The following is a 14564-nucleotide window of genomic DNA, read 5'->3' on the forward strand; positions in this document are numbered from 1 at the left end:
ATGAGAAAGACCAGAAGAAATCTTATACTTCTGTTGGCCCTATACTAGGTGCCGCAAAAGGTTCGGTAGGGACGGGAAGATTCCTCAGGCAATGTCGTATATTCATCCTGTTCCTTGGCATAGGCATATGGGTTTGAAAGCACAATGAGAAGTCGTTCCATCACCCCATAGTCTCCATGTTTCACTGCGGCCTCTAACGCAGCTTCTACCCTGTGATTACGTGGAATGACAGCAGGATTAGATTTTCGCATCAACTGCTGTGAGGATACTTTGGATTCCTCCTGTCTTCCTAATCTCGCCTGCCACTGCTCATGCCATTGTTTAAATTCTGTGGTGTCAAAAAGTCCCGTATCCTCTGGTTTGTCAAGGGTTAGTGCCCGGAAGGTATTGGTATAGTCGGCACGATACTTGTGCATTATACTGAGCAGGTCTTCAACAAGGGTTTCATCCTCCGGCTCTTCATTAAATATTCCCAGCTTTGCTCGCATGCCCGCCAGCCAATTGCAGTGATACAGTTCAGAAAAGTTTGTAACCTCATCCTGTGCCAATTTGACAGCCTGCTCCTGATCAACATGCAGTAACGGTAATAGGGTTTCAGCAAGTCTTGCCAAATTCCATGCGCCAATATTCGGCTGGTTGCCGTAAGTTTTTTCTCTGTCATCATATCACCTCATATTCCTCTAGCTTTTTATTTTACACAAATCAAAAATATGGTTTCCATGATGCTTTTTTCGATATAAATGCACTTCGTTCCCTTTTTAGTGTCTGCTGCTGTCAATATAATATACCCTTTCTACCCTTTGATAACACACATAAGCTATATTTCTATACAAGCCTAAATCATAAAGGATCACAAGCACATTAAAATCCAATAACTAAGACAAAAAAGCAAAATCCCCCATAAACGGGGGATTTAATGAATAAAATCATTTTGCCTTATGATGGGCTTCTTCAACACATTTGATGTAGTCCTGAACAGTCACAGTAACCAGTGAAGTGAGCTCAGGAACATCCGGTACGGATGGATGAGCATCATCTACTTTCTTTGTCTTCATGGCCTTAATTTCAGCAACAGTCTTTCCTACCATCCATTTTGCCAACTCAGCTGACTGTTCAAACCACTCTTTGCCAATCTTGGAAGCTTTAATCATTCCATAATCAGCACCCAGTTCAACCTTTGTTTTGTAGCTGGCTTTCTTATCGGAAGTTACTTTACCTTCTTTGTCAAAGTTAATTTTAGTTTGGGCGTTGTCGATAATCGTTCCTGCAACTTTGTCGTTTACATCAAAAGCTGCAGCAACTATTACAGTATCCACCTGAGCTAATGGAAGAGTCTCTTTACCATCCACTAAGCTGTAGCCTTTGGACTTAGCGATAGAGATATCAGTACCAAGACCTACCTTCTCAGCCGGAACTTGCAGCGTAATACCGTTATTATAGGCTTCCTCTACACATGCTATGTAGTCCTGAACTGTAACTGTAACCAAAGAAGTAAGCTCCGCAATATCAGGAACTGAAGGATGAGCATCATCTACTTTCTTTGTCTTCATAGCCTTGATTTCTGCAACCGTCTTACCGATCATCCATTTTTCCAGTTCAGCTATCTGTTGATACCATTCCTTGCCGATTTTAGAAGCTTTGATCATTCCGTATTCGTCGCCTAACTCAACTTTTGTCTTGTATTCTGCTTTTACATCTGAGGTAAGCTTAAGCTCTTTGTCAAAGTTGACCTTTGTTTGAGCATTGTCTATAGTTACACTTACTACCTTGCCATCCTTGTCAAAGCCAACAGCAGCGATTACTGTATCAACTTGACCAAGGGGCAATACATCTTTGCCATCTACTACGGCCAAATCCTTTGATTTACCAATTGAAGTAAGATGTCCTAAACCTAGCTTAACTATTTTGCCCTCTGCTACAGCAGGTACTTCTGGTACTTCTGGTACTTCTGCTACAGGCACTTCCGCTGCTGGTGCTGCTGGTGGATTTAACTTAGCGTAAGTTTTTGGTCCAAATACACCATCGGCCACAAGCCCATTCTTGCTTTGGAAGCTCTTTACAGCAGCTAACGTTTTCGGTCCAAAAATACCATCTACTTTTAGGTTATAGCCCACATTGTTAAGCCATGTCTGTACTTGCTTAACATCTTCCCCGAAAGAGCCTAGGGTGAGCAATCTATCCTTTGAAGATGAAACAGATGGTGTAGCAGATTTTGTAGTTGTAGCAGTCGCTTTTGGTGTAGCTGCTTGTGTTGCGCCGGCAGTCGCTGTAGCTGCAGAAACTACATCAACACCAAATGGAGCTGGGCCAACTGCAAATGAAAAAAGTGAAATCAATAAAGCAGTTACCAGCAAACAGGACATTACTTTTTGGCCTTTTTTCATTCAATACCCTCCTCTACGTAATCGTATTATATTCCAAAGAAATAAAATACTTTAACTAGATTCAATAATTAAAAAGGCAGGTGATTTCATTGACTCATATTGTTAAGATAGTATTATTATTTCTAAGAAATATTAACTATATTATAACAATATCACCAAATATTGTACATATACTTTGGATGCAATTTTCTAATTTTTCCACAAAATATAGAACATTGAACATTTTCTGCAAATCACTGCATGTCTTTTTCATGAAATAGTCCTACTATGATGCAGGAGTTCTCCTTTTTTATGAGAACACGCTTACTGAAAACATTGGAATTTTTGATGCTTATGTAAATTTTGTTACAGTTCAGCAAGTCCTTTAAAAAGCTCCACTGCCGTCTCAATAATCTGGTCGGGGAAGTCATAATTGTTGGTATGCACATGGGGATAATTTTCTCCATTCCCTATATAACAGATTGCCCCCTTAGTTTCCTTCAAATAGTGTCCAAAATCTTCAGAACCCCTAAATCCTATTTCCATTTCAACCAAATTAAAGCCTTTCTTCCTACAAACATGACGGATCTTATCGGTACTTTCCTTATGGTTTGAGGTTGCAGGAAAAACATCATTATATGAAAATAATACTTTAAGACCGTATTCTTCTCCTTGTTTTCGTGCGAGGTTTTCGAGGTTTCGCTGAAGCTCATCCAGTTCATCCTCGTACTGTGCACGGATCGTCAGAAGCAACTCTCCTTTGCTGGCTGCTATGCCAAAGGCTCTTTCACCAATATTCACCTGTATCACTGTACATAATACCATTCCCCGGCTACTCTCTTTCTCAGTGTATACAGGAATGGAATTAATGACCTTGGCAATAGCATAAGCGGGATTTCTGCCAAGCTCTGGCTGACTGGCATGAGTAGGAACTCCTTCCATATATATCGTCATTCCTCTAGAAGCAAAGTTGCTGGTGCCGTCTATTACATTGACGGAGTTCAAGGTCATCCCACTCATATTGTGATATGCAAAAATCTCTTCAATGCCGCGTTCTTTGATAAAAGCTGCACACTGTGCGGCACCATCCCCGGTTTCCTCTGCATGCTGAAATAGAAAGAAAATGTTTTTATCTGCACCATTCTGGTCAATCTCCAGTGCAAAGCCTGCAAGGGATGCAGCATGTCCGTCATGTCCACATTTATGTGAAACGCCCGGATTATTCGACCCATAAGGTATATCTATATATTCATCCATTGGTACTGCATCGAAATCCGCACGGAATGCAATATTCTTTTTATCCTCTCCTGCATGATATATGGCATAAAACCAAAGTCCTCTGTCAACGATCTCTAAATTTGTGTATCCCTTTAAGAAGTTTATTAAGTGTTGTTTGGTCCAGGCTTCATGATTTGAGATTTCAGGATTTTGATGCAACTCATGACGCAGCTGTATGGCTAGCTCTAAATTTTCCCGTTTCAACTTATCAGCTCCTTTAACCAGCATATTTCTATCCCTTTACAATTTACTTTATCATTTACTTTTTCTAGATCTATTGTTTTTAGAATTTCTATTTGACTGAAAGCGATATTAACCTACTCGTTAAATAAACGAAGCATGGCATCTGTTACTGCAGGATGAAATTGTTTGCCTCTTTCTGCTTTGAAAATACTCATCACTGTTTTTATGCTCATTGCGTCTCTATAGGCTCTTTTTGAGGTCATAGCATCATATGCATCTGCAGCTTGAATAATCTGTGCTTCAATGGGAATTTTATCACCAGACAAACCTGCCGGATAGCCAGAACCGTCATAGTGCTCATGATGCATATAGGTTAGATCTACAATTTCTTTAAAACCCTCTATTTTCTCCAGTATTTTCTTTGCATCTAGTGGATGTCTCTTAACAATTTCATATTCATCTTTCGTTAAGCTTGATTTCTTATTGAGTATTTCAGTCGGAGTGCCTATTTTACCAATGTCATGTAAGATTGCAGCCGTTTCAATTGTCTTGTGTCTATTTGCAGGAACATCCATAGCTCTGGCCAGCTTCAAGCTTATGTCAGAAACCCTTTTTGCATGTCCTTCCGTATATACATCCTTTACTTCTATGGCTGATACCAGTGCACTTATGATCTCTTTATTTCTTTTATTTTCACGTTCCTGATGTACTTTAAGGGAGTAAAAATTGGAGATGAGCTGAGCAAAAATCTTCAAAACCAGTCTCGAGGTCTCTGAAAACACCTTTTCGTCAAAGTTCTCAATACATATTAATCCGATTTTTAACTCATCTAACTTTATAGGTGCATATAACGATGCAAAATCCGAATAAGTTCCAAGTTTTTTAAATATATCAATCTGTTTCTCGGAAAACAAGGTGTCATCCCGTCTTTTAATACTTACTTGATAGGCATCAATCATTTGTGTAGGAGTGCTTTCAAAATCGATAAAAGCTTCATCTTTGCTGAATGTCAATTGACTAAGGAGCTCAAAGTCGTACCCCTTGCAAAAAATAGGCTTATACGTCTCTCCTTCAAGCTCATAGAAGGAGCCCTTCTGTGCCTCTGGAATGAGAATAAATGCAGTTTCAAAAACGCGGCTGAAAAAATCATTCTTATTCAAATTATTTGTATTTACAAAGGCATCGGCAATAATAGAAAATTTAGCGGCTAACAGTTCTTCTTGAGTAGTTAAACGTTCGCCCTGTCTATATAATTCATTATTTTTGATAGAATTCACTTGGCCACATCCTCAGATTATTAAATTCTAAACCTTTCAAATGAATTTTATCAAATTTTACTAGCAAAATATATATGATAATATAAAATCTTCAAATTAATTTCCAAATCATAGGCGTCAACTTAACCCATAATTTGTCATCCTGAGCGGAGTAAAACGGAGTCGAAGGATCTTTAAGCTAGATGATATATTCTGATAATCAAAAGTAATCTTGCTTATGTTCTATAAGACTCTTCGCTAACGCTCAGAATGACATGCTTCTAAGGTTTATTTGGAAATAATTGGATTGAGTTGACGCCTATGATTTCCAAATAAACAAATCATTTGTCTCTACAGCATAAAAGATGCAGCTATGATACAAAAAAATAAAAAACCTATCTCCTCTTAATAATAGACAGCCCCTTTTGCAGCGATCTAAAAGCTATCTATGGGGCTGCTACACGCAGAGAAGTTGAAGATGCCTTTGAAGTGTTGTGTGAACATTGGATGGAAAAATACCCATTAGCTGTGAGAATATGTGAGAACAATCTGGATAAGGTCTTATGCTTATATGATTTTCCTGGAGAGATTCGTCACATTATCTATACAACCAATGCTATAGAAAGCTACCACAGCTCTTTAAGGAAAGTAATCAATATAAAGGCGGCTTTTCCTAACGATGAAGCAGTATACAAACTTTTTTACCTTCGAACAATGAATATCGTGAGCAAATGGAATCGGGCCATTCCTAATTGGTCCAAGGTATTAAATCAATTGGTCATATTATTTGGTGATAAGATCACAAAATTTCTGCCTTAAAAAAAGTTTACACACTTTACTTGACAAGGTCAATGTACCAGATGCTGGCTCAGATCACCCTTTGAGTGGACAGTCAGATTTTAAAAATTATCCAATCAATTCATGTTGTAGGGTATAATTAAAGTCACAAGGCTTTGGCCTTGTGACTTATTGAAAATAATAGGGAGAAAACCGCAGTCCTAACGTTAATCTTACTTGACTTCTACCAGCTGATACTGCACGGAGCCTAATCCGATTTTTTCAGCATGTTGAAGGGAAGCTCTTCCTTTTTCAAACAGCAACTTCTTGCTATTTCTCTGTACTAAATCTAAACAGGCAGTGTCTAAGGCAACTGGATCTTTAGACGCAAGAATACCAATATTTTCTGCAATTGGTTCCATTGCTTTTCCCATACAATCGCAATCCTTAGTAATGTTGTGTACAAAGGTAATATAGATAATATCTTTGTCTTTTGATGCCCCATAAGCATATTCTGAAAGCTTCTCCAGAAAATTTGAACCTCCCCAGGTGTTTCTTATTGCCCCTTTAGGACAGACTGCAATACAACCGGCACAGCCAACACATTTGGATTCGTCAATCACAGCGGTATCGGTTCTGTATATGGCATCAAAGTCACATTTGCTTACACAAAGATCACAACCAATACATTTTTCAGCCGCAACGATAGGGGCTATTCCAGAGTGCTGTTCTAGCTTTCCTCCTCGAGCAGCAAAACCCATACTAAGCTGTTTGAGGGCTCCGCCGAATCCTGCCTCGATATGTCCTTTAAAATGACTCATAACAATAAATTGCTTGTATTTTCCAAAACCCTTCCCTATTTTGCATTTCTTTATGTATTCTTTGTTTATTTCAATCTCGTCGTAATCTGTACCCAATTCCCCGTCTGCGATTATAATAGGGATTTGTGTAAAGCCATGTTTCTTTGCTGTTTGAATATGATTATCTGAAGTCGTCCTTGATCCCCTATACAATACATTTGTTTCAATATAGGAGGGTGATACCCCTATTTCCTTCAAATAGTTAATTATTGCATCATAGCATTTCGCAGGAATGAAGGTGGTGTTACCCTTTTCCCCAAAGTGAACCTTTATAGGTACCTCCTGCTCGAATTGATGTCCAGTTTCTGTCATGATTGTTTTTAATAGTTTTAGAGCATCCTTTCCTAATTGATCATAATCTACCCCTGAATTTCTAATGCAATACACTTTGCTCATTATATCTCTCCTTCATATTAGTGTCATATTCAAAGTTTTTTTCACTTATTTCCCATTTATTTATGAAGATAAACATATAAGCTGATGCCATCTTTTTTAATATTATAGTTTTTAAAAGGTGTTTCTTTTATATTAGGACAACCCGAAAGGGTGATGCAATTAACCCTGTGTTGAGAAACTACTATCATAAAAAATGTGAAAACAAGAAGAAAAAAGTGGCTCTTGTAGCCGTTATGCACAAGCTTCTCCATTATATCTTCGCGGTTCTCCGTGATGAAAAGCCATTTGTATTTAAGAGCCCCGAATATCATCAAACATGGAGAAAAGACAAAAACTCACATCGAAGCATCGCTGCCTAGGTAGATAAAACTCAACTTTTTTGAGAAGCCGTTGTTCGGATTTTACCAATGGTTAGCTTTGCTGTACCCTTTTTAGAAAAACTACTTTACATTCCTTCATCATTTATATAAAATAGGCGAGACCATTTATGTTCTATCAAAAAGGAAAGACGCGAAAGCATCCTCTCACGTTAAAACATATTTCACCTATAATCCTGCAATTCCGCTATTTATCAGGTGTTCAGCCGTTGCAACAGGGCTATGGATTTACATGCCTTGATGATACAAAAAAGATGCCTCATGAGGATGGTATCCCCTTGGCAGCACTGTCTTCATTTTCCACAGCACTTCTTATATTTCTTTCTGCTGCCGCAAGGGCAGGGATCATTTCGGCCGACCTTGGTGCGGGTTTGCTGATCAATTACTTTCGAATTTTGCTGACTTATCTTAAAAGGTTCACCAGGCAAAAGTTTTAAGAATTTCCTTTCCTCCTGGAACAACTCATTGGGAGTATGTGCCTTTAATACCCACTGGCGGGTATTATTATATAATTCCATTATTCTTGCTGTTAACTGCTGTACAAATTCAAACGACGGAAACTCCATCCAGCTCAGCAGGTATTGAATAATCAGCGTCGGTTTTGAATCCGCATTGATCATATTGGTTATCTGCAATGCAATTTCGTTTGTTTCCTGATCAGATAGCCTGTAATGCTTTAAAAGGAAACTGATAAAGCTGTTCATCTCCGGTGTTTTGTCAACATAACCCGGATCACCGGCTTTTAACAGCTGCTTTTTTGTAAAAGGGTAATACTCAACATCCGGTCTCATTCTATGTTCTTCAACAATTTTCTTTGCATCGAAAACTCTTTCATCCTGATATCCATATGACGTGTAACGGGCCTGTCCATAGAAATCACAGGCAAAGGACATTACATTCATAAATTCCAGAATGTCAACCTCCTGCCCTGTAAGCCCACTGATCTTCTCCTTAACAGTCCATGGGTCCATGACACCATAGTAATAAAGCAATCCATGGGTTAAGCGTATCCACTCGGTATTTCGCTGTACAATGTTTTCCAACTCATTACTATCTATCTGGGAGAAAATGTTTATCAGTTCATTCGGCATAAACAATATCTTTTGATCGTCATATAATCCAGGGAAAATGATACTAAATTCCATGAATGCTTCCGCACTCGAAACAGAAATACCCACATCGGGTATAACTCCCGAATTCTTAATGATTACTTTGATAAAGTTATACCTGCTTTGATCCAATGTATAAATGACCTTCTTAAACTTCAAAGGAACCAATTTAGCAAGTTCCGATGCCAGCTCTGCCTTTTTGAGAGAGCTTAAATTTCTGAAATCATAGTTTTTGCGGATTGTATCCATTTCAGCTTTTGTCAAACCGTTAATAGCATCAAAAAGGCTGCATGGAATATCGACCTTCTTCCAAAGCCTCTTCTCTCTGTTTTTCTGCAGTTGTTGGCTAAAGGCCTTTGCATTTTCTAGCGCTCTTATTAGAGCCGCTTCTGTTATCTTATCATTTTTTTCATCCATCAGGGTTCCCTCTTTCAAAATGGCAGTTCTTCACAATTTCCACCATCTATATTTTGTTTTTCAAATTCAATTTCAAAAAGCTAGTTGATTCAATAATTGAAGCCTTTCTGCTTGAGGTCTGCCTTGCTCAATCAAAATGGCATTATAGCTTTCCATATTCGCTAAAACTAACAGTTGGTTCAATGGGGCATAATCTCTGATATTTTCGCTTTTATCAAGATTTTCGTCACGCCACTGTTTAGCCGTTATTCCAAATAGAGCGACATTCAGCACCTCTGCTTCACTGGCATAGGTTATGGAAATTTGATATGGAGTCGATTCCGGTCTAAACCTATCGAATTCGATAGCTTTAAAGTCTGGATTACGTAATTGTTCCCAGAGTCCTAAAAATTCAATGGTATCTTTTCCCCGCATCCAGCTGGTTATCAAATTCCGACAATTTGCAGTCTGCGGTTTTCAGAAACTTCTTCATGTCCTCGATTCTTCTCTGGAAGCTGTCTTGTCTGGCTTGCTGCTCGGTATACTGCGTTTTAATCTTCTGAAGCTCTTTCAGCTCGGCGGAGATTTTGGCATAGTGCTCGTCAAAGTCCGTATTATCTGACCCGCGTCTTGCATTTTCTTCTATGAAGCCTATCATCTCTTTTTTTTTAATCCGAGATCCTCTCCTCAATTTTTGATATTTCCATCTGCTTGGCCCGGTTGCCCATCACCAGCTGAATATTAGACTGGAACTTGTCCACAAAATCTCCCTTATCCCGTATGAGGGAATTGAAAGCATCCATATGCCTCTATGTAAAACTTCTTCATCGATGGTAGGGGAATCCACAGACACTTGGCCATAATGAATCTCCAGGCCCAGGAGCTTATCAGCTATGATATGTCTTCAAAGCCGGAATTGGTATATTTTCCTACTGCTTCGCCTATATTAGTGCAAACTGGGCAATTCTCTTTGGTGTGAACTAAATCCTGCGAATAGCATCCGCAACTGCACGCATTATTGTTTTTTATCATGGTTGCATCCCTCGCTACTTTACTTTTTTGATTTTCAAGCATGTCTTTAGCAGATCATTCCTAAAGTCAATGTCAAATTCACTGTAATACTGGCTTTCTCCCCATTGCCGCATTGATTCATGTTCCGGGTGCTTAGGGTCATTCCATGCTTCAAGAAATTCTTTATAACCGCCAAGTCCACCTACATCTTCCGGCGGACAAGCTCCTTCGCCTTCAAGAATTATAGGGTAACCAAACTCATAATCTTCTTTGGTTTTTTCCAATTCAATTTTATGTCTCCAGTAGTCGCCAAAGTCATAAATGTACTCTAGGGTCTTATATTTTTCTAGATACTTGTCAATTTTGACCGTCTGTGACTGTCTAACGTTTGTTTCAATTATCCTGGCTATAATGCCATAAGGGTCTTCCTTTTTTGTTGGCTTTTTGTTTTTATACTTGGCAAAGTAAAATTTGAATTCCTCATAGGATTCTTCGTCATTTGTAATTCTGAGTTTCTCCTGCGGGAACTCAAACTCATAAAGATGATAATCCCGCCAACCCATTGAAAATTGTATCGTGTCATGCAGGCGTCTGAAGGTAACATCCGCCGGGATAACTACCCTTCTCCATATTAGTGGCTCGGAATCAATCAATTCGATTTTTATTTGATAAGCTTTCATAAGCTTCACCCGAATTCCTTTCTGGTTATTTTTTTAATCATCTTGCAGAATTGCTTCCATTCTTCCGGAAACTTATTGTTGCCATACTTTTTGACGGTTCTCCGGCTAGTAATTATTTCAATGCTCCATTGAGTACCATCACAGACTCCTGGTTCTATGTATCTGGCTTTCCAATTCAGCAAATCAATTTCTTTTAAACACTTCATAAATTCTTGTGCCGTTTTATTTCGGATGGATCTTGTACTGGTTTCTTCAGAACCGCCCTCTTTGAACAGCCACATAGTTTTAAGATTTGTAAAATCAATAGTTACATGATAATACCCGCCGAAGTAACCACCCACTGATGCTTTAAGCCCTCTGATCTGGCCGTATGCGACGTCAAGCACCTGTTCCCGTTTCCACTCATTATTACAATCCTTGCAGTGGTATTCCGGACCGCCTTCTATAATGCAACAGCCGCCCAATTTTACTTTTCCGGCTTCCGCTTCCTGAAAAAGCTTAAACCTTGGCATTCCATATACGATTTTAACCGAATTCTTAGACCCGCATTTAGGGCATTTTATATAATTAACAGCCACTTTTCCGCACCTCTTTGCTACGATAAACTAATCGCCCCACATTACAAACCTTGTTGAGCTCATTTAGCCCCATGCCTCTCCATGCTCGCCGGTTTTGAACATTCCATACATATCTTGCTCATCATCTTCTCTATGCAATCATCATCCTCCAAAAAAAGCACATTTTTGTCTTCCAGCTCAACTTTTTTAACGCCATAATGTGTACAAGCATCTGCAGCCGGTGTGCCGGACATGATGAAGGAATTCAAAATAATCTGCTTTTCGGTGCAGGTCGGCTGCAGTTGGGCTTCTTTTTCCTTGATAACCTTGTAAAACTGTATTTTGGGGTTATTGATGTTCTTTTCAAGCATCATTATGCCCTTAGGATCAATAAAGGTAATATACTGCTTGTCATCTTCGGCAATCCACATAATAAAGTCCGGGTAAAAATTTCCTGCTTCAAAAAAACCAATACCAGCTTTGCTCTTATTGCGGAGCAGATACAACCTCTTTTCTATAAAAGCAGATGGATTATCATCGCAATATTTCTTCAGCCTGTCAATAAACAGCTTTTCATCGCTGTTTAGGCTTACAGGCGAAACCTCGATACGGATTCCTTTATCTATAGAGATAAGGGGAGTGTAAAGGTGGCTGTAAAAATCAAAATAGCGGAAATTCAAATGCTTATCCTCGTACTTGCCCAAACGCCTGTTTTTTTCCAAGGCCTCTCTGATTCCCTCAATCAGCTCTGCAAATTCGTCGAATTTCTCTTTGTTAAAAAGAGTAATATTATACGCATCGATAAAATTCTTATCACTGGCTTTTAAGTCTCCGTAAACCAGGTGCGGCGCTTCCCACTCTGCCTTATGATATTTAAAAAATCTGTCCAGATAGTTTTTCAGAAGCATAACACATATATCATTGATTCTGCCGATTTTATCAAAACTGTCGATTTCCATCAGCGCTTTGGGGACAAACAAAGTGTACCAGCCCTTCAGCTTAAGTATTTCCGGCAATAATGACTTTTCGATGCTGATATTGTAATAAGCCTTTTGGTTTTTGTATTGCAGCAGTTCGGCATAAAGCTTATCCACATCTAAGAACGCGATATGATGTGGCTCCAATACAGCTTCGTCCTTTTGATATTTTACATCTTCACTCCTGGTAGAAGTAAGACTTTGGATGGCAGCATTATAATCAACCTTGACTTTATTTTTGACCAGGTTGTCCATAAAGTCGTCTGAAGGAGTGGTAAGGATCAGCCGTTTCGACTGCTTTTTGAAATTGATGCCGTCCTTGACCTTAATCACCTTCAGTTTATCCTTCGCATCATGAAAACGGCTTACTACAGGGAGCTTGAATTCTCTGATGGAGTCATTCAGATCCATATCTTCCTTTTCAAGATATTCTTTGAATTGTGCCATATAATCGGCTTTTACCCCAAATATAGTTAAGGTTTCTATTTTGTTAATATACCTCGGCACATGGGCAGGGTAGTCCAGTTTGGAACTGCGCTTGAGACAGTTTCCGTAACCTTTAAGTCTTACCCCCCTGCCAAAAAGCTGGATGGCCTGGGACCCTTCTCCTTTGGCAAAGTTAATCAGCCCCATGGTGGAAACCCGCCAACTGTTCCACCCTTCCGTAAACTTTTTAGAACCGATAAGTATGTTAATTTTGGAATTTTTATCGTTTATTTTTTTAAACAGAGACTCGTTCTCAAACTGGTTTTCATCGGTAACAATCCCGGTCTTTCCTTTTTCAATATTCTTAATCAGCTCGCTGTCGCCGCCGGCGCCAACGTTGATGACCCCAAAAAACTCATTGTCGCTGCCGATCCGCAAGCCGATTTCTCCGCCCAACTGCTTTAAATTTACCAAGTGTAACCTGCCTGTGGAAGTTGCCTCAAAAACGATTTTTAACACATCGTCATAAACAGATCCAGCATCTCGCTGAAACAGATTTTGCAGATAGGAAAAATCGCCGTAAAACAGCTCCTGTCCTCTTTCATCAAGGAGCCCGGTATTGTCATCCAGCAGCATTTTGATCCGGCTTACGGCCTTTTCTCTATTTGCCGTAAAGCCGTTAATAAAGGCCAGGACTTCCTGCACGTCGGTTAATTCGTCCTTGCTGACGGTTTTATTCACGCTGTTGCCCACAAATATTAAGAGTGGCTTTTCAATATTGAAGGGGACAAAGGCCTCTCTCTCGCTTTGGTAAATTTTCATCTGCTGATAGAAACTGAGTAAACAACCCGTTAAATACAGCTCCTGCTGTTCTCTGGAAAGACTCTCTTTCAGGTTATAAATACGGTATTCCTTGCCATAGCCGTCGTTATAGAAGTACTTATAGGAATAGTCAAATATAATGGCCTTGCCGTACTGATGAGCAAGAGCCTCAGCTTCCGATTTTGTTTTTTCCTCCTTGATCGCCTGCTTAAAAGTCGCTGAGTACTCGAAAGAAAACCCGTTCTCTGACAACCGGCTGCGAAAATCGTACCACACATTCCCGGAGAGACCTTTGTGCCCTTCATCAACCAGGACAAGGTTGTTCTGCTCAAAACTGTCCACAGAAACAGTCTTCACCTTCCCCTGCTCTTCCAGCTTGTTTATGTCGATAACCAGCACTTCGTCTTTTTCCTGCAGAGTATCCTTTTCAAAGAGGCGGCAGCGGATGCCTGAAAGCTTCATTTCCTCAATATGCTGGTGGGATAAACCTTCATTAGGTGTAAGAAGAATAATTTTATTTAGGGTCAAGCTTTTGTTATATTCCTGTGCCCTCTTAAAGTAATGTTGGAATTGCAGGATATTAGCATGCATGATTAACGTCTTGCCGCTACCTGTAGCACACATAAAGGCCAGCTTGTTCAAGCTGTCCGGTGTATAATCCGAAATTGTTTCTCCATCGCTTCCAGAATTGAATTCATGCAGGAAATTATTTAAGTCGGCAACAAAGTTCTCCCTATCCAGGAAGTACCTATCAAGATACATCTCGGTAAAAAGAAGGGCAAGATACTGGAAATATTTGAGGGTAAGCCCGCCCCGGCCCTCGCCGATATGCTGGACATAACGGAAGATGTTTTCATCATATTCCTTCAGCTTGTCCTTATTTAAAAAGCCCAGCTTAACATACTTGCGTACTATAAATTCATGGAAATAGGAGGTGTTCTCTTCGTTATACCCTTCCAAATCGGCAGACCGCATGTCTTCCGCCAGTTCCCTGAAATCTCTTTTGCCAAAGAGGAAAAGGAAGTATTTGTTGAGCACCAGGCAGTCATTGAGATTGATGGCTTTATTTGCTTTCTTGGTCCTTTTTGCCCCCATC

General features: G+C 39.6%; 11 protein-coding genes and 2 pseudogenes. 2 read left to right on the forward strand and 11 right to left on the reverse strand.

What is annotated here, in order from left to right; all coding sequences use genetic code 11:
• Positions 1-44: 44 nt before the first annotated feature.
• The 4 genes and pseudogenes from BUB56_RS03695 to BUB56_RS03710 form a co-directional block, all read right to left on the reverse strand.
• Positions 45-641, reverse strand: a pseudogene (locus BUB56_RS03695) (protein adenylyltransferase SelO family protein); the annotation flags it as partial.
• 285 nt (positions 642-926) lie between these two features.
• Positions 927-2384, reverse strand: a complete 1458-nt coding sequence (locus BUB56_RS20080) for a peptidoglycan-binding domain-containing protein (RefSeq protein WP_278319449.1) — start codon at positions 2382-2384, stop codon at positions 927-929.
• A gap of 345 nt (positions 2385-2729) precedes the next feature.
• Entirely contained in the window at positions 2730-3869 is a 1140-nt protein-coding gene (locus BUB56_RS03705; RefSeq protein ID WP_242946211.1) for a M20 metallopeptidase family protein, read from the reverse strand.
• A gap of 89 nt (positions 3870-3958) precedes the next feature.
• On the reverse strand, positions 3959-5101 hold the full coding sequence (locus tag BUB56_RS03710; protein ID WP_110940034.1) for an HD domain-containing phosphohydrolase: 1143 nt from the start codon (positions 5099-5101) through the stop codon (positions 3959-3961).
• Positions 5102-5491: 390 nt separating this feature from the next.
• Between BUB56_RS03710 and BUB56_RS03715 the strand changes: the two genes are divergently transcribed.
• Entirely contained in the window at positions 5492-5899 is a 408-nt protein-coding gene (locus BUB56_RS03715; protein WP_278319450.1) for a transposase, read from the forward strand.
• 191 nt (positions 5900-6090) lie between these two features.
• Here BUB56_RS03715 and BUB56_RS03720 read toward each other — a convergent pair whose 3' ends face one another.
• The gene (locus tag BUB56_RS03720) at positions 6091-7113 is read right to left on the reverse strand and encodes a DUF362 domain-containing protein (RefSeq protein ID WP_110940036.1); all 1023 of its coding nucleotides are present in this window, start codon (positions 7111-7113) and stop codon (positions 6091-6093) included.
• Between the two features lie 104 nt (positions 7114-7217).
• Between BUB56_RS03720 and BUB56_RS03725 the strand changes: the two are divergent.
• Positions 7218-7472: pseudogene (locus BUB56_RS03725) on the forward strand (IS110 family transposase); the annotation flags it as partial.
• A gap of 311 nt (positions 7473-7783) precedes the next feature.
• Here the strand turns inward: BUB56_RS03725 and BUB56_RS03730 are convergent.
• From BUB56_RS03730 to BUB56_RS03755, 6 genes are all read right to left on the reverse strand, one after another.
• Complete coding sequence (locus BUB56_RS03730) at positions 7784-9016, reverse strand: SEC-C metal-binding domain-containing protein (protein ID WP_110940037.1); 1233 nt, start codon at positions 9014-9016, stop codon at positions 7784-7786.
• A 72-nt stretch (positions 9017-9088) separates the two neighbouring features.
• A complete protein-coding gene (locus tag BUB56_RS03735; RefSeq protein WP_330392544.1) occupies positions 9089-9430 on the reverse strand; it encodes a hypothetical protein in 342 nt (113 codons plus the stop codon).
• The gene (locus BUB56_RS03740; RefSeq protein WP_190014150.1) at positions 9408-9686 is read right to left on the reverse strand and encodes a hypothetical protein; all 279 of its coding nucleotides are present in this window, start codon (positions 9684-9686) and stop codon (positions 9408-9410) included. The genes BUB56_RS03735 and BUB56_RS03740 overlap by 23 nt, the downstream gene beginning before the upstream one ends.
• 355 nt (positions 9687-10041) lie before the next feature.
• On the reverse strand, positions 10042-10686 hold the full coding sequence (locus tag BUB56_RS03745) for a plasmid pRiA4b ORF-3 family protein (RefSeq protein WP_110940060.1): 645 nt from the start codon (positions 10684-10686) through the stop codon (positions 10042-10044).
• A 5-nt stretch (positions 10687-10691) separates the two neighbouring features.
• Positions 10692-11264, reverse strand: coding sequence for a hypothetical protein (locus BUB56_RS19320; protein WP_190014152.1), 573 nt, complete (start codon positions 11262-11264; stop codon positions 10692-10694).
• 59 nt (positions 11265-11323) lie between these two features.
• Positions 11324-14563, reverse strand: a complete 3240-nt coding sequence (locus BUB56_RS03755; RefSeq protein WP_110940039.1) for a DEAD/DEAH box helicase family protein — start codon at positions 14561-14563, stop codon at positions 11324-11326.
• Position 14564 lies beyond the last annotated feature (1 nt).

This window comes from Geosporobacter subterraneus DSM 17957 (assembly GCF_900142145.1).
Classification (GTDB): domain Bacteria; phylum Bacillota; class Clostridia; order Peptostreptococcales; family Thermotaleaceae; genus Geosporobacter; species Geosporobacter subterraneus.

Excerpts from the sequence above, each read along its gene's own strand:
- BUB56_RS20080 (WP_278319449.1), bottom strand. The coding sequence starts at position 2,384 with ATGAAAAAAGGCCAAAAAGTAATGTCCTGTTTGCTGGTAACTGCTTTA.
- BUB56_RS03755 (WP_110940039.1), bottom strand. The coding sequence starts at position 14,563 with ATGGGGGCAAAAAGGACCAAGAAAGCAAATAAAGCCATCAATCTCAAT.
- BUB56_RS03745 (WP_110940060.1), bottom strand. The coding sequence starts at position 10,686 with ATGAAAGCTTATCAAATAAAAATCGAATTGATTGATTCCGAGCCACTA.
- BUB56_RS03735 (WP_330392544.1), bottom strand. The coding sequence starts at position 9,430 with ATGCGGGGAAAAGATACCATTGAATTTTTAGGACTCTGGGAACAATTA.
- BUB56_RS03730 (WP_110940037.1), bottom strand. The coding sequence starts at position 9,016 with ATGGATGAAAAAAATGATAAGATAACAGAAGCGGCTCTAATAAGAGCG.
- BUB56_RS03705 (WP_242946211.1), bottom strand. The coding sequence starts at position 3,869 with ATGCTGGTTAAAGGAGCTGATAAGTTGAAACGGGAAAATTTAGAGCTA.
- BUB56_RS03720 (WP_110940036.1), bottom strand. The coding sequence starts at position 7,113 with ATGAGCAAAGTGTATTGCATTAGAAATTCAGGGGTAGATTATGATCAA.